Genomic DNA, 15,884 nt, shown 5'->3' on the forward strand with positions numbered 1-15,884 from the left:
AGGATGGATAAAAAGACAATTAACGAACTGATAATCCTTGTCACCGTTTTAGTCCTGTCTGATTTTGTAATGTTATTTTATCGATGGTGGAATCAAACCTTACAAGAACCGCCCATTGAGTTCTTGCAGTTTTTTACTGCCAGAATGACTATTCTACCTGTCGTTGTCAACACGGCCGCCGCCATTATTGCCACGGCCACCAGCAATGTAACCCAGCATTGAAGAATCAATGGTTTTCATAAATAACTCCTTTTACTTGTTGATGTTATCTTGTGCAGTCATGTTTAGAGTTTGTTACGATTAACGCTTTTTATTGGATGGGTCAAGTTTAAAATAATGATGAATAACTATCACGAAGTATTATTCAGTTAAGTATAAAGTTGTTCAATGAATTAACTCTTTCGATGAAATCTTAGTTCTCCGGCGCCATGGTTTGCTTTGGGATTTGCCATCAAAAATAGGAGTAAGCCTTTGCAGAGGATGTGTTTTACTGAATGAAACTGCATGCCCACGAAGGCACGGTAACGGGAGTTTGGACGTCGAGACAATTTGAGAAAGAGCAAGAAATATCTGGAAAAAATAAAAACAGTTAGCCCCTGTACATAAAAATGGGCAAAATTCGCTCAGTAAACTGACGGGGTTATTTGCGATATCACATTCAACTATGTATCGAGCGCTGATTAACAGCAAGCCTGATATTTAGCGAATTGTTAACGACATAATAGGGCAAAAGCCAACGCCCCTTATTTCTTTAAGGAAGAAAAACGGTGTTTCGCCAGGAAGCGATCGGTAACCAGAAATTGAAATGGCGCGGCCGGGCATTGCTGTTGCCTGGTATTCCCGTTTGGTTCACTGCGGGGTTGTGCCTGTTTTTTCTCATTGCTTTTCTCACCTTCGTGATCGCCGGTACCTATACCCGGCGGGTCAACGTGACCGGTGAGATCAGCACCTATCCCCGTGCCGCGAACGTTTACTCCACGGTTCAAGGGGTAGTGATCAAACAATTTGTCACCGAAGGGCAACGGATCGCCGCCGGGGCGCCCATTTACCAGATTGACGTCAGCAAAAGCACCCGCAGCGGAGTGGTCAGCGATAACCAGCAGCGGGATATCGATGGCCAGCTGGCGCGCATTGCGCAAATCATCAGCCGGCTGGAAAGCAGCAAGCAGGCCACGCTGACTATGTTGGAAAAACAGAAGGCGCAATATACCGCCGCATTTACCCGCTCCACCGATATCCTCCAGCGCGCCCAGGAAGGGATACGCATCATGAAGGAGAACATGGAGAACTATCGGCACTATCAGACCAAGGGGCTGATCAACAAGGATCAGCTCACCAACCAGGTGGCGCTGTATTACCAGCAGCAGAACAACCTGCTGGGGCTTTCCGGCCAGAACGAACAGAATGCGCTGCAGATCACCGCGCTGGAAAGCCAGATCCAGACCCAGGCCGCTGAATTTGACAACCAGATCTACCAGATGGAGCTGCAGCGCTACGAGCTGCAAAAGGAGCGGCAAAACATCGATGCCACTGGCGATATTATCGTTCGCGCGCTGGCCGGCGGCCGCATCGATTCGCTGAGCGTCACGGTTGGCCAGATGGTGAACGTCGGCGACAGTCTGCTGCAGGTACTCCCCCACGACATCGATCGCTATGCTCTGGTGCTGTGGGTACCTAACGACGCCATCCCTTACATTGCTGCCGGTGATCGGGTCAATGTGCGTTATGACGCCTTTCCGGCGGAGAAGTTCGGCCAGTTTGCCGGTACGGTATCCGTCATCTCCAAAGCCCCGGCCTCACCGCAGGAAATGCTGACCTATCAGGGGGCGCCCAAAGCGGCGCTGACCGCCGCTGTGCCTTACTACAAGGTGATCGTCATTCCGGAAAAACAGGCCATTGCCTATGACGGCAAGCGTCTGAGCCTGGAAAACGGCATGAAAGCGCAAAGCACTCTGTTTCTGGAGAAAAGGCCGGTTTATCAATGGATGCTGTCGCCGTTCTACGACATGAAACACAGCGCAACGGGGCCGGTCAATGAATAAGCCAACATTCAAACAACGGGTCAGCCAGCTGGATCTGCGGCTGCGCCACCGGGTTCCGATGGTGCACCAGACCGAGTCGTCGGAATGCGGGCTGGCCTGTTTGGCGATGATCTGCGGTTATTACGGCAAAAACATCGACCTGATCGCGCTGCGCCGGCAGTTCAACCTGTCAACCCGCGGTGCAACGCTGGTTGGGATGACCGGTATCGCCGAACAGCTGGGGTTGAGCACTCGCCCCTTGTCGCTGGATCTGGACGAACTTGGCGCGCTGAAACTGCCTTGCATTCTGCACTGGGAGTTCAACCATTTCGTGGTGCTGGTTAGCGTCAAAGGCCACCGCGCGGTGCTGCACGATCCGGCGCGCGGGCGGCGGGCGGTCAGCCTGGCGGAGCTGTCGCACAGTTTTACCGGCGTAGCGCTTGAGGCCTGGCCCGGCAGCGCCTTTACCGCCGACAGCGTTCGCCACCGCATTCACCTGCGTACGCTGATTGGCAGCGTACACGGTCTCAAGGGGGCGCTCGGCAAAATCTTTTGCCTGTCTCTGGTGTTCGAAACCATCAACCTGGTGATGCCCATCGGCACGCAGCTGGTGATGGATCACGCTATTCCCGCCGGGGACCGCGGGTTGCTGACGCTCATCTGCGTTGGGCTGATGCTGTTCATCCTGTTGCGGGCCGCCATTGGCATGGTGCGCGCCTGGGCCGGACTGGTCATGTCGACGCTCATCAACGTGCAGTGGCAATCCGGCCTGTTTACTCACCTGTTGCGCCTGCCGCTCGGCTACTTTGAACGGCGTAAGCTGGGTGACATTCAGTCGCGCTTCGGCTCACTGGATACGCTGCGCAGCACCTTCACCACCAGTATTGTCGGCGCCATCATGGACGGCATCATGGTGATTGGCGTGCTGGTGATGATGGTGCTGTATGGGGGCTGGTTGACCTGGGTGGTGATCGCGTTCACCGCGCTCTATGTGCTGATGCGCCTGTTGACCTACGGGTATTATCGCCAGCTGTCCGAAGAAGCGCTGGTGAGAAATGCCCGCGCCGGTTCCTATTTTATGGAGACGCTATACGGTATCGCCACCGTCAAGATGCAGGGCATGGCGGAGCGCCGTATCGCCCACTGGCTCAATCTTGAAATCGACACCATCAATACCGGTATCCGGATCACCAAAATGGACATGCTGTTTGGCGGGATCAACACCTTCGTGGCGGCCTGTGACCAGGTCGTCATACTGTGGCTGGGGACCCGTCTGGTGATCGATAATCAGATGACCCTCGGTATGTTCGTCGCGTTCGGCGCCTTTCGGGGGCAGTTCTCCGACCGCATAAAGTCTCTGACGGAATTTTTGCTGCAGCTGCGCATGATGAGCCTGCATAACGAACGCATTGCCGATATCGCCCTGCATCCACGGGAAGATCGCAAGCCCGACCTCCCATATATCTCGAAAATGCAACCAATGGGGTTATCCACCCATGCCCTGAGCTACCGATACGACAGCCAGTCACCGGCGGTCTTTGATGCCTTGGATATCAACGTTGCACCGGGAGAAAGCGTGGCCATCGTGGGCCCGTCCGGGGCTGGCAAGACCACGCTGATGAAGGTGCTGTGCGGGCTGTTTCCCCCGGATTCAGGGCGGGTTGAGGTGAACGGCGTCGATATCCGGCAGCTCGGCATCAACAACTACCACAAGATGATCGCCTGCGTGATGCAGGACGACAAGCTGTTCTCCGGCTCGATCCGGGAAAATATCTGCGGGTTCGCGGACGAGATGGATGATGCCTGGATGGAAACCTGTGCCCGCGCCAGCTATCTGCATGAGGTGATCATGCGCATGCCGATGGGGTACGAAACCCTGATCGGCGAACTGGGGGAAGGGTTGTCCGGTGGGCAGAAGCAACGCCTGTTTATTGCCCGAGCCATTTACAAGAAACCGGCGATTTTGTTCCTGGATGAGGCGACCAGTGCGCTGGACAAGGACAGTGAAGCGAAGGTGAATCAGGCGATCAAAAAACTAAAAATTACGCGGATCATCATTGCTCACCGTGAAACTACGATAGCGTCGGCAGATAGAGTGATTAGGTTGGATTAAATAATAATACACCAGCGATAGGGGAGAGTTTATCCTCCGCTATCGCATAGGGAGTAATCTGTTACCCTCCAGATTTATTCCACGTTTTAGCAAACCATTTAACAGATGAATAGATCCCATACATGATTGCAAAAATCCCTATTGGAACAGAAATAATTATAATGCTCAGAGCGAGATCTTTAGGTAAGCTGATATTTAAAAGCCCGTTGTAACTTGTTATTCCCAGAGTGTGAAAAACACTTTGCGATAATGAAATCATTATAAAAACAAAAGCAAAAACAACAAATGGATTTTTCATTTCCTTTCCTCCTTTCAAAAAACACCATGCAATATTTTTATAAGCACTGTTAGTATTTCGTGTGTAATTACCAGGAGCAGGTGCCCCCGTTATAACCTCCGCCTTTAGAGGCGTTTTGAAAACCATTGTTGTTGCTTCCACCAATGCATGCTCCAAGGGAGCCAATCGAAGATCCCACTACACCACCAATAACAGCCCTGGCGCCTTGCGATATAAGTCCGCCGATAACGCCACCTGCCGCTGCCAATCCTAGTGCTATAGCACAATCCTTGCTCATGCCGGCTGAAGAGTTGCTAACAAAACCATTAGCCTGGCCACCATAGTTAGTTGAAGCACCACAGCCCCCATTATTATTGTTGACCTTGCCGTTACTGCTACGGTTATCCGAAAAATTCCCTGCGCCAGAAACGAAATTTAGCATTGAAGAATCAATAACTTTCATAAACAACTCCTTTTGATTATTTGATTGATACTATGTAAGCCTTCGTAAGGCTCTTTATAATTAGCTCTTTTCCACAATCGAATCAATTTTTATATTAATGACTGTTTACTCTGTTATGTGACATATTAAAATGTTTTGGAATAGGGACATCCCATGAAGAAAACTTTTTGGATAAAAGCTTGGTTCTCTGGGGCTACGACTTACACATGCCTCGATCTCAGCAAGCATATAGGAGACGACTTCCTTTGTGGCGCAATTCGGCCGCAGTTGGTAGGCATTGTATTCATATTTATCATTTGTTTCGGGGCGCGTGCCAAAATGAATGAATTAAGTTAGGCAACCGCCTTAAAGGGAGGCTTAAAAGTAACAAAAGGGAATTCGCACTCATTATGCTACGGAGGGGCTTCGCGCCCTGTCTACGCTCGGCTCAAACCTCCTTCGGAGATTCTCATCCTCTCAGCGTGCAGACGAAAAAAAACCTGCTGTAACAGCAGGTTTTCTTAAATTTGGTCGGCATGAGAGGATTCGAACCTCCGACCCCCGACACCCCATGACGGTGCGCTACCAGGCTGCGCTACATGCCGACGCTATGAAAAATCATACTACCGATTCCCGATGTTAATGCAAGCGCCTCGCCACTTGATTGCTTTAGTTTTAAGCAGTTAGTTGGCGATAAAGCGTTTTACATCGGTCAGCACCTGCAGCAGCAGAGCAAGCTGCGGTTTCTCGTCTTTTATTTCCTCGCCGTTCTGATCGTAGACGCGATAGTTGCCGCTGTTGTCCAGCATCAGCGTCTGCGTCGGCGTGGTGATCACCAGCTGGTTGTTGTCACCGGTGGCAATCCAGTTGTTGCGGCGCTGGGCGGTGAACAGATCCTCGCCCTGCGAATAGTCTTTTGGCGTGGTCTTCACGTGCAGCAACCGTTGCATCAGGGTACGCATCACGTCGTTATGGCCGGTCAGCTTGTTGATGGTCTGCGCCGGCGTACCCGGCCAGTGGATCACCAGCGGCACCTGCAGCTGCGCCTGATTGAAGGCGGTGCCGGCGCCCCATTGCCCTTTGCCGCTGTCGTTGAACTCGACGCCGTGCTCGGCGGTGATCACCACCACGGTTTTATCCAGCAGGCCGCGTTGTTTCAGGGTGTCCAGAACCTGGGCTATCTGAGCGTCTACGTCTTGCGCGCCGGTGCGATAACGCTGGATAAAGTCGGCCGGCGCCGGAGTTTTGTCGCCTTCGGCCGGCTCAGCGCCGCTGAAGTTGATATAAGAGAACCATGGTTCTTTACCGCCCTGATCCGTCAGCCAACGTTGCCACTGCTGCGTGGTCTGCGCGTCGCTTTGCGGCACCGGCGTCGGCAGCGAGAAGTCGGTCAACAGAGCCTGACGGTACAGGCTGGCGTTGAAGCCGTCGGACGAGAATAGCCCCAGTTGGTAGCCCTGATCGCCGAGCGCGTTGATCAGCGCCGACGGTTTGCGGCCGGCGAGCACGCTGTCCAGATAGGTCGGAGAAATGCCGTAGAACAGGCCGAACAGCCCGGTGTCGGCGTGGTTGCCCGAGCTATAGTGATCGCTGAAACGCACGTTTTCCTGGGCGAAACGCGTCAACGTTGGCATGTCCTGCGCCACGTCTTTGGCGCGAATGCCGTCCACCACGATCATCAGCAGGTTATAGCCGCTACCCTTATCGCTGTAGCTGAGATCGCTGAGCGGATACTCAACCGCTACCGCTTCCGGATTGCCCTGTTGCACCAGGCGGCGCTCATATTCTTGCTGGTCGAGCAGGCCGTGTTTCTCGAGGAATTTGCGCGCGGTCATCGGGTACGAGAGCGGCAGGTTGGCCCGCTGCATGGTGATCGGGCGATAGAAGTTGGCGTCGGCCCAGATGTAAATCAGGTGCGAAGCGAAAAAGGCGCTGATAAACAGCGCCGCCAGCGGCTTGCCGAACCGGCGTCGGTTCAGGCTGCGCAGCTTCTGCCAGCTCCAGGTGCCGAACAGCATCTCCACCAGGAAGATCACCGGCACGCAGATAAACATCAGCTGCCAATCGCGCGACAGCTCGCTTTGGTCCGGGTTGACCACCAGATCCCACACCACCGGATTGAGGTGCAGGTGGAAATGAGAGAACACCTCGCTGTCGACCAGCAACAGCGTGAGCCCGGCGGTGGCCAACGCGGCGGAAATAAATCGCAACAGCCGCTGCGACATCACCACGAAGGTGAGGGGGAAGATCACCAACAAATAGCCGGCGAACACGATAAAGCTGAAATGCCCCAGCAGGCTGACCAGAGCATAGACCCGGCCCAGCAGGGAAGCGGGCCAGTCGGTGACAAACAGGTAGCGGCTGCCCAACCCAAGGGCGAGCAGGATGTTGAATAAGGCGAACCAGTGCCCCCAGCTGATCATCTGGGAGACTTTTTCACGATAACGCTGACGGTTTGTCACCATAAGTCAATATTAATGCGCTTTATCTTCACGGACAGAAGCCTGCAGGGCTTCCGCGAACGATCTCGCCAGGGTTTTCCGCTGCGCGGGGGCAACGCTGGTGTTGATCAAATTAGTGACCATGTTGCCCAGCACCATCAGGGAAAGATCGGTGGGGGTATGGTGTTTTTCCAGAACATTGACCAGCTCTGAGAGCAGTTGTTCAACGTGTTCGTCACTGTAACGGGATGATTGTGGCATAAAATTGCGCTTAGTAATCTGCAAAGTGCTCTATCTTACCGTATAGGACAGTGATTTTCCGCTCTTTTATCACTTCCTGTCATTCGGATCCGCGATAGTCGGCGGCGAGGCGGCTCATCGCCGCGCCTTTCCGGTTTGCCGCGGTTTTTAGTATTGCAGGGCGGGGCCTTCAGTGTTTGAATACGCGCCTAAAGAACAGGAGGATTTACCATGAGTCTGGATATCGACCAGATCGCTCTGCATCAATTGGTGAAACGCGACGAGCAAACGCTGGACGTGGTGCTGCGCGATTCCTTGCTGCCCAACAACGCGGCGGTGGAAGAAATGATGGCGGAACTGCATCGCGTTTACAGCGCCAAGAGCAAGGCTTTAGGCCTGTTCAACGAAGGCAGCGAGCTGGCGGAGGCGCTGCGCACCTGCCGCAAGGACGATAAGGACTTTCTGGCCTTCAGCCGTGCGGCAACCGGTCGCCTGCGCGACGAACTGGCGAAGTATCCGTTCGCTGAAGGCGGCGTGGTGCTGTTCGGTCAATACCGTTATCTGGCGGTGGAGTATCTGCTGATCGCGGTGCTGAACAGCCGCAACAGCATGCGCGTCAACGAAGAGCTGGATATCAACACCACGCACTATCTGGATATCAACAACGCCGATATCGTCGCGCGCATCGATCTGACCGAGTGGGAAACCAACCCGGAATCGACCCGCTATCTGACCTTCCTGCGCGGGCGCGTGGGCCGCAAGGTTGCTGACTTCTTTATGGATTTCCTGGCGGCGTCCGAAGGGTTGGACACCAAGGCGCAAAACCGCGGGCTGCTGCAGGCGGTAGACGACTACTGTGCCGATGCGCAGCTGGACAAGAATGAGCGCCAGTCGGTGCGCCAGCAAGTTTACAGCTACTGCAACGAACAGCTGCAGGCGGGCGAAGAGATCGAACTGCAGGCGTTGTCGCAGGAGCTGTCGCCGGTCGGCGAGAAAGACTTCATGCAGTTCTCCAGCGAGCAAGGGTATGAGCTGGAAGAGAGCTTCCCGGCGGATCGCGGCACTTTGCGCCAGCTGACCAAATTCGCCGGCAGCGGCGGCGGCATCAGCCTGAACTTCGACGCCATGCTGCTTGGCGAGCGCATTTTCTGGGATGCGGCCACCGACACGCTGACCATCAAAGGCACGCCGCCGAACCTGCGCGATCAGCTGCAGCGCCGGACCGGCAGCGGCAAGTAAGCTTGCCGAATCGCAGACAATAAAAAACGCCGCAATTGCGGCGTTCTTTATTTCGGCGTCCCGAAAGGTTCGAAAACGTAGCGATTAAACGCGAACGAAGTCGATGTGAGCCAGTTTTGGCTTGAACGGGTGACGCTGTACAGCCTGAACCTTAACTTTGGTTTCTTTACCGTCGATAACCAGAGTTACTGCTTCGCTGTAGAATTCTGGTTTAGCTTCCATGTTCTTAACAGAATCATGGTCCAATTCGATGGAAACTGCAGCTTCTTTGCCACCGTAAACGATAGCTGGGAATTTGTTTGCTGCACGCAGGCGGCGGCTCGCACCTTTACCCTGGTCTTTACGTACTTCTACATTGATAGTGAACATTGTTTTTTCTCTTAAAAGAAAATTTACCCTGCTACAGGCGACCCAAGTAGCAAGTTCGGAAACCCGCTTTAACGCTGGGCAGGCCCAGGTAAAGCGCGCGGCATTTTAACGGAAAGCCATCCGCAGGGCAATGAAAACCTGCCCAGATTGGGGACAGTTCGCTCAGGCCAATTGATTGGCGCGGCGAAAACGGCCTTGATAATCGAACACTTTCTCGCGCACCTGCCAAAACTGCCCGCGTTTGCGCGCCACCACGAAATCCGGATGGCGCAGCGCCTGTTGTTGCGCCAGCACGTCGGCGGCGGTGTGCCAGGCGAACGGCACGCCCGGCGCGCGCTGGTGCGGGCGCAGGAACAGCATCTCGAACGCTTTGCGCTGCGCCGGCGTCTGCAGGCGGAAGCGCTCGCTGGTGCTGGTGCCGTCCTCATCGTAATAGGTGGCCTTCAGCCATTCGCCCTTGTCGTCGCGGCCGCTCTGTAGCTCCATACCGCCGCAGCGCAGCACCAGCGCGTCTTTCAGCTTCAGCGCCGCTTTCAGCATATCGTCGGGATCGACCAACACTTCCTGGCACTGATGGCAGCGGCGCGCGGCGATGTCGTTCTCCGCGCCGCAGTGCGGGCAGCTCTTGAACCGAAAGCGGTAGTCGCACTGCTCGCGGCGGCCGTCGTCGTCCTCCAGCCAGCCCTGACAGCGGCGGCCGTAGTGCTCGATGATGTCGCCGTTTTCGGTGCACTTGCCCCAGAACAGGTTGGCGAAGCCGCAGGCCGGGCAGAACACCTGCACCGGTTGGCTGTCGCCGTGCGGCTTGCTGACGCCGACCTCCGGCGTGAACAGGTCGTGCGGGTTGCCGGCATAGTCGAGGATCAGACAATCCTCTTTGCCGGGCGCCAAACGCAGCCCGCGTCCGACGATCTGCTGGTACAGGCTGACGGACTCGGTCGGGCGCAGGATGGCGATCAGATCGACGTGCGGCGCATCGAAGCCGGTGGTCAACACCGCCACGTTGACCAGGTAGCGCAACTGCTGCTGTTTGAACGCCTCGATCAGCGCATCGCGCTCGGCGGGCGGCGTTTCGGCGCTGACCAGCGCGGCTTCGCCGTTCGGCAGCAGGTCGTGGATCTCGCGGGCGTGCTCGACGGTGGCGGCGAAAATCATCACCCCTTTACGATCTTCGGCGTACTCCACGATCTGGCTGATGATGTGCGGCGTGACGCGGTTTTGCCGCTTCAGCTCGCGGTTCAGGTCCGCTTCGCTGAACAGGCCGTTGCTCCTGGCCTCCAGCCGGCTGAAATCGTACTGCACGATCGGCATGTCCAGCCGCTCCGGCGGCACCAGAAAGCCGTGTTTAATCATATAGCGCAGCGGCAGCTCGTAGATGCAGTCGCGAAACAGGCTGGCGCCGTCGCCGCGGGTGAAACCGTGGTAGTGATATTGGTAAATCCAGCCCTTGCCCAGCCGGTAGGGGGTGGCGGTCAGCCCCAGCAACCGCAATTGCGGGTTGGTTTTCTGCAAGTGCTGAATGATTTGCTGGTACTGGCTGTCGTCGTCGTCGCTGATGCGATGGCATTCATCGACAATCAGCAGCGAAAAGGCGCCGTCGAACAACGGCAGGTTGCGCGCCACCGACTGCACGCTGCCGAACACCACCTTGCCGGCGCTCTCTTTTTGCTGCAGGCCGGCGGCGAAGATGTCCGCCTCCAGGCCGTAGGCGCAGTATTTGGCGTGGTTTTGCGCCACCAGCTCCTTGACGTGCGCCAACACCAGCACCCGCCCGCGGGCGCGCTTCGCCAGCTCGGCGATCACCAGGCTTTTGCCGGCGCCGGTCGGCAGCACGATCAGCGCCGGTTCGGGATGCCGCCGGAAATGGTTAATGGTGGCTTCGACCGCTTCCAGTTGGTAGGGGCGTAGGGTAAAGGCCATAAATGAACGCCGTAGGTTGGAATGGGCCGCCGGGTGCCGGTTTTGTCACCGCTGTTCCCACAGAAATCGTGACATTTTACGCGCTGGGCGGCCGAAAAATTTCTATTATTATGCCTTCCCGGCGCGCGCGGTGCGAGAGGCGTGAAAATTACCCCTGTCGGGCAACGCGTTGTGTCGCTATACTCGTGCGACAGCAATCGCTGTTCCCCCACGCGATTTCCCCCTTGAACCTGCCATTTGCACCCGGTGCAACGGCGGGGGCGTCATATTTTGGCAATACGATCAATGCGATCATAACAACGACAGGCAAAGCAGATCCCATGCGACTGGACAAGTTTTTATCTCAGCAGTTAGGCATCAGCCGTGCGCTGGTAGCGCGCGAACTTCGGGCTAAACGCGTTACCGTGGACGGTGAAATAGCGAAGAGCGGGGCGCTCAAACTGACCCCGGAGCAAGAGGTGGCGTTCGATGGCAACCCGCTGCAGCAGCAGAACGGCCCGCGCTATTTCATGCTCAACAAACCGCAGGGCTACGTTTGCTCCACCGACGATCCCGATCATCCGACGGTGCTGTATTTCCTCGATGAGCCGGTCGCGTACAAACTGCACGCCGCCGGGCGGCTGGACATCGATACCACCGGGCTGGTGCTGATGACCGACGACGGCCAGTGGTCGCACCGCGTCACGTCGCCGCGTCACCACTGCGAGAAAACCTATCTGGTGACGCTGGAGCACCCGCTGGCGGAAGACACCGCGCAACGTTTCGCCGAAGGGGTGCAACTGCACAACGAGAAAGATCTGACGCGGCCGGCGACGCTGGAGCAGGTTGACGAGCATGTGGTGCGTCTGACCATCAGCGAAGGGCGCTACCATCAGGTGAAGCGGATGTTCGCCGCCGTTGGCAACCGGGTGATCGAGTTGCACCGCGAGCGCATCGGCGGCATCGTGCTGGATGACGACCTGGCACCGGGGGAATACCGCCCCCTGACCGAAGAAGAGATCGCCAGCGTGGGCGCGCCGCACCTGCAGGGCGGATAAACGATCATTGATTGCGGCCGATTAAGGAGTCGTAGAACGTGCAACAGAACCGAACCTCTCATCTCGGTTTGATTTTCATTCTGGGCCTGTTGTCCATGTTGATGCCGTTGGCCATCGACATGTACCTGCCCAGTATGCCGGTGATCGCCGCCCAGTTTGGCGTCGAATCTGGCAGCGTGCAGATGACGCTCAGCGCTTATATGCTCGGCTTCGCCTTCGGTCAGCTGTTCTATGGGCCGATGTCGGACAGCATCGGCCGCAAACCGGTGATCCTGTGGGGGACGCTGATCTTCGCCATCGCCGGTTGCGCCTGCGCCATGGCGCAGTCGATCGATCAGCTGATCGGGCTGCGTTTCCTGCACGGCCTGGCCGCCGCCGCCGCCAGCGTGGTGATCAACGCCTTGATGCGCGACATGTTCACCAAGGACGAGTTTTCGCGCATGATGTCGTTCGTCATTCTGGTGATGACCATCGCGCCGCTGCTGGCACCGATGATCGGTGGTGCGCTGCTGCTGTGGTTCAGCTGGCACGCCATCTTCTGGACTATGGGCGCCGCGGCGTTGATCGGTTCACTGCTGGTGGCCTTGTTCATCAAGGAGACGTTGCCGAAAGAGCGGCGACAGCGCTTCCACCTGCGCACCACGCTGGGCAACTTCGGTTCGCTGTTCCGACACAAGCGGGTGCTGAGCTACATGCTGGCCAGCGCCTTCTCGTTCGCCGGCATGTTCTCGTTCCTCAGCGCCGGGCCGTTCGTCTACATTGAACTGAACCACGTTTCGCCGCAGCACTTCGGTTACTACTTTGCGCTGAACATCGTCTTCCTGTTCCTGACGACGCTGATCAACAGCCGCAACGTGCGGCGATTCGGCGCGGTCAAGATGTTCAAACTGGGGCTGTTGGTGCAGCTGGCGATGGGGCTGTGGCTGCTGGCGGTGAGCGCCATCGGGCTGGGTTTCTGGGCGCTGGTGATCGGCGTTGCGGTCTATCTGGGGTGCATCGCGATGATCTCGTCCAACGCCATGGCGGTGATCCTGGACGATTTTCCGCATATGGCGGGCACCGCCTCTTCCCTGGCCGGCACGCTGCGTTTCAGCATCGGCGCGCTGGTGGGCGCGGTGCTGTCGATGGCGCCAGGCAAAAGCGCCTGGCCTATGGTCACTTCGATGGCGCTGTGCAGCATTGTGGCGGTGCTGTTCTACCTGTACGCCAGCCGGCCGCGCGATCGCGCGGTCTGACGTTCTCCGGGAGCGGGGCGCGCAGCCCCGTTTCATCATGAGGTTGCGCCCTGCCATTTCATCGTGCAACCGGCAATGAAAATTTTGTTGCTAAATATACGCTAGCTAATCAATTGGCCATTTTCTCACCTGTGTGCTTTTTGTTAAAAATAACCGCTGTCGCGCCGCCCGATATCGGCCGGGCGGCGCGGCGTTCTACCGGCTGGCTGAAGTGGGTGATTTGTATTAGGGGCAATGTAAATCAACCTATTAGCGCCATGGTGTGCGCTAATTAGACAGGGGAAATGTTTCCTCAATGTAAAAATATGGCGACGAAAAAGTAGTCGCATTGCAAGAAAAAAGAGTTGAGATCGCGGCGGGAAAGGGTTACATATAACGCAAAAATGCGAGCTGAGTCGCAAAATGCCGTGAAATAACACCGCACGGCGCGCCAGAAAATGGCACGGCATCGGCTCGCACGGGGTAATGTTAATGGCTTGCGGCAAAATTTACATTTAAATAACATTTGTGCGCGGCAGAGTCGGGAGTCAACGGCTATAACTTAGTTACCCTGTCAGGTAAACGTGTTTCACCTTTTCAAACTAGGGATTTCATGTGGAGAGTATCCAACTTTCGGTAGTGCATCGCTTGCCGCAAAGTTATCGTTGGCTATCCGGTTTCACCGGCGTGAAGGTCGAACCGCTTCCGTTTAACGGAATAGACGAGGATAACAACCTGATTGGGCTGAAGTTGCTCAGCCATGAAGGCGCCGAGGCCTGGCAGGTGATGCAACAGCTTAATCTGTCGTTGCAGGAGATTCAGGTCGACTGCGCGATCGTCGAATGGGAAGGGGAACCTTGCCTGTTCGTACAGCGCAGCGACGAGAGCGCGACGATGTGCCGCCTGAAAAACGTCGGCGCCGCCATCGCCGAACCGCTTAGCGCACAATACCCCTTCTGACTTCGCCGCTAATCCGCCAACTGCAGCAGTTGTCGGGTATAGTCGGCTGCAGGCGCCGCGAAAATGGCCCGGCAGTCCCCTTGCTCAACCACTTCCCCCTGTCGCAGCACGATGACCTGGTGGCACAGCGAACGCACCACCTGCAGGTCATGGCTGATGAACAGATAAGCCAGCCGGTGGCGTTGCTGCAGCGATTTCAGCAGCGTCAGGATCTGCGCCTGCACCGATTTATCCAGTGAAGAGGTCGGCTCGTCGAGGATCAGCAGCTGCGGCTGCAGGATCAGCGCGCGCGCGATGGCGATACGCTGGCGCTGACCGCCGGAAAACTCGGTAGGGTAACGATGGCGCAGCTGCGGATCCAGGCCGACCTCCTGCAACACCTCGATCACGCGCTGCTCCCGCTGCTCGGCGCTAAGCCGCTGGTGCACTTCCAACCCTTCGGCGATGATCTGCTGCACGTTCAGGCGCGGGTTCAGGGCGGAGTAGGGATCCTGGAAGACGATTTGCATCCGGCTGCGGTAGGGCAACATCTGCTTCATCGTGAGCGGGTGCAACGGTTCGCCGTCGAACCAGATGGCGCCCTGCGAGGCCAGCAGACGCAATAGCGCCAACCCGGTGGTGCTTTTACCCGATCCGGATTCCCCCACCAGCCCCACGCTTTCCCCGGCGCGCAACTCGAAGCTCAACGATTTTAGCGCATAGTGATAATCCACCGTGCGGCGCAGCAGGCCGCGCCGGATGGGGAAGCGTACCTGCAGACCTTCCACCTTGAGCAGCGGCCGCTCGTCGCCGGGGCGCGCGGTGGGCAGCGGCAGCGGTTCACCGACGTCTTCGGCGGCCAGCAGCTGCTGCGTGTAGGGATGCTGCGGCCGGCTGAACAGCTGTGCGCGGCCGTTTTGCTCCACGCAGCGCCCCTGGCGCATCACCGCCACGTTGTCCGCCAGGCGGCGCACGATATTCAGGTTATGAGTGATGAACAGCAGCCCCATGCCCATTTCTTGTTTCAATTCTTGCAGCAGCGTCAGGATCTGCGCCTGGATAGTCACGTCGAGTGCGGTGGTGGGTTCGTCGGCAATCAGCAGTTTCGGGCGGGTCAATACCGCCATGGCGATCATCACCCGCTGGCGTTCGCCGCCGGACAGCTGATGCGGGTAGTCCTGCAATCGGCTCTTGGCCTGGCGGATGCCGACGCGCTCCAGACACTCGACGATCTCGGCGCGCGCGGCCTCGCGCCGCAGGCCGCGGTGCAGCATCAGCACTTCCGCCAGTTGCTTTTCGATGGTGTGCAGCGGGTTGAGTGACACCATCGGCTCCTGAAAGATCATCGCGATCTGGTTGCCGCGCACCTTGCGCAGCGCCGCTTCCGGCGCATGCAGCAACGAGTCGCCGTTAAACAGGATATCGCCGGCAGGATAGACCACCGGCGGCGCGGGCAGCAGGCGCAGTATCGACAGGGCGGTGACGCTTTTGCCGGAGCCGGATTCTCCCACCAACGCCAGCGTTTCCGCCGGCGCTATTTGCAGCGACAGTTCATTGACTACCGGCGTGAGGCTGTCGCCCTGGCGGAAGGCGATGCTGAGATCCTGGATAGCGAGCAGAGGAGTGGCCATA

The 15,884-nt window shown here is 57.0% G+C and carries 14 protein-coding genes and 1 tRNA gene; 7 read left to right on the forward strand and 8 right to left on the reverse strand.

Annotated elements, in window-relative coordinates:
* Positions 1-3: 3 nt before the first annotated feature.
* From ACRAWE_RS02695 to ACRAWE_RS02705, 3 genes are all read left to right on the forward strand, one after another.
* Positions 4-222, forward strand: a complete 219-nt coding sequence (locus ACRAWE_RS02695; protein WP_432524689.1) for a hypothetical protein — start codon at positions 4-6, stop codon at positions 220-222.
* A gap of 545 nt (positions 223-767) precedes the next feature.
* The gene (locus ACRAWE_RS02700) at positions 768-2,042 is read left to right on the forward strand and encodes an HlyD family secretion protein (protein WP_432524691.1); all 1,275 of its coding nucleotides are present in this window, start codon (positions 768-770) and stop codon (positions 2,040-2,042) included.
* On the forward strand, positions 2,035-4,134 hold the full coding sequence (locus tag ACRAWE_RS02705) for a peptidase domain-containing ABC transporter (RefSeq protein WP_432524693.1): 2,100 nt from the start codon (positions 2,035-2,037) through the stop codon (positions 4,132-4,134). Before ACRAWE_RS02700 ends, ACRAWE_RS02705 begins: the two co-directional genes overlap by 8 nt.
* Before the next feature lie 61 nt (positions 4,135-4,195).
* Here the strand turns inward: ACRAWE_RS02705 and ACRAWE_RS02710 are convergent, their stop codons facing one another.
* From ACRAWE_RS02710 to ACRAWE_RS02730, 5 genes are all read right to left on the reverse strand, one after another.
* Positions 4,196-4,432, reverse strand: a complete 237-nt coding sequence (locus tag ACRAWE_RS02710) for a hypothetical protein (protein ID WP_432524695.1) — start codon at positions 4,430-4,432, stop codon at positions 4,196-4,198.
* Between the two features lie 67 nt (positions 4,433-4,499).
* Positions 4,500-4,874, reverse strand: a complete 375-nt coding sequence (locus ACRAWE_RS02715; protein WP_432524697.1) for a hypothetical protein — start codon at positions 4,872-4,874, stop codon at positions 4,500-4,502.
* Positions 4,875-5,381: 507 nt separating this feature from the next.
* Positions 5,382-5,458 (reverse strand) — tRNA-Pro (locus ACRAWE_RS02720).
* Positions 5,459-5,536: 78 nt separating this feature from the next.
* Positions 5,537-7,318 (reverse strand): LPS biosynthesis-modulating metalloenzyme YejM, encoded by a 1,782-nt coding sequence (yejM, locus tag ACRAWE_RS02725; RefSeq protein ID WP_198636329.1) that lies wholly within the window; start codon positions 7,316-7,318, stop codon positions 5,537-5,539.
* A gap of 9 nt (positions 7,319-7,327) precedes the next feature.
* Complete coding sequence (locus ACRAWE_RS02730) at positions 7,328-7,555, reverse strand: YejL family protein (RefSeq protein WP_004935782.1); 228 nt, start codon at positions 7,553-7,555, stop codon at positions 7,328-7,330.
* A 210-nt stretch (positions 7,556-7,765) separates the two neighbouring features.
* On the opposite strand from ACRAWE_RS02730, the gene yejK reads away from it, so the two are divergent.
* Complete coding sequence (gene yejK, locus ACRAWE_RS02735; RefSeq protein ID WP_019453646.1) at positions 7,766-8,773, forward strand: nucleoid-associated protein YejK; 1,008 nt, start codon at positions 7,766-7,768, stop codon at positions 8,771-8,773.
* An 84-nt stretch (positions 8,774-8,857) separates the two neighbouring features.
* Here yejK and rplY read toward each other — a convergent pair whose 3' ends face one another.
* On the reverse strand, positions 8,858-9,142 hold the full coding sequence (rplY, locus tag ACRAWE_RS02740) for a 50S ribosomal protein L25 (RefSeq protein WP_019453645.1): 285 nt from the start codon (positions 9,140-9,142) through the stop codon (positions 8,858-8,860).
* 162 nt (positions 9,143-9,304) lie between these two features.
* Complete coding sequence (locus ACRAWE_RS02745; RefSeq protein WP_019453644.1) at positions 9,305-11,062, reverse strand: DEAD/DEAH box helicase; 1,758 nt, start codon at positions 11,060-11,062, stop codon at positions 9,305-9,307.
* Between the two features lie 320 nt (positions 11,063-11,382).
* On the opposite strand from ACRAWE_RS02745, the gene rsuA reads away from it, so the two are divergent.
* From rsuA to ACRAWE_RS02760, 3 genes are all read left to right on the forward strand, one after another.
* The gene (gene rsuA, locus ACRAWE_RS02750; protein ID WP_019453643.1) at positions 11,383-12,099 is read left to right on the forward strand and encodes a 16S rRNA pseudouridine(516) synthase RsuA; all 717 of its coding nucleotides are present in this window, start codon (positions 11,383-11,385) and stop codon (positions 12,097-12,099) included.
* 38 nt (positions 12,100-12,137) lie between these two features.
* Positions 12,138-13,334 (forward strand): Bcr/CflA family multidrug efflux MFS transporter, encoded by a 1,197-nt coding sequence (locus ACRAWE_RS02755; protein ID WP_019453642.1) that lies wholly within the window; start codon positions 12,138-12,140, stop codon positions 13,332-13,334.
* A 594-nt stretch (positions 13,335-13,928) separates the two neighbouring features.
* Positions 13,929-14,273, forward strand: coding sequence for a YejG family protein (locus ACRAWE_RS02760; protein ID WP_025160182.1), 345 nt, complete (start codon positions 13,929-13,931; stop codon positions 14,271-14,273).
* Positions 14,274-14,281: 8 nt separating this feature from the next.
* Here the strand turns inward: ACRAWE_RS02760 and yejF are convergent, their stop codons facing one another.
* On the reverse strand, positions 14,282-15,883 hold the full coding sequence (gene yejF, locus ACRAWE_RS02765; RefSeq protein WP_019453640.1) for a microcin C ABC transporter ATP-binding protein YejF: 1,602 nt from the start codon (positions 15,881-15,883) through the stop codon (positions 14,282-14,284).
* Between the last annotated feature and the right edge of the window lies 1 nt (position 15,884).

This window comes from Serratia sp. BFP-2025 (assembly GCF_050880365.1).
Classification (GTDB): Bacteria; Pseudomonadota; Gammaproteobacteria; order Enterobacterales; family Enterobacteriaceae; genus Serratia; species Serratia surfactantfaciens.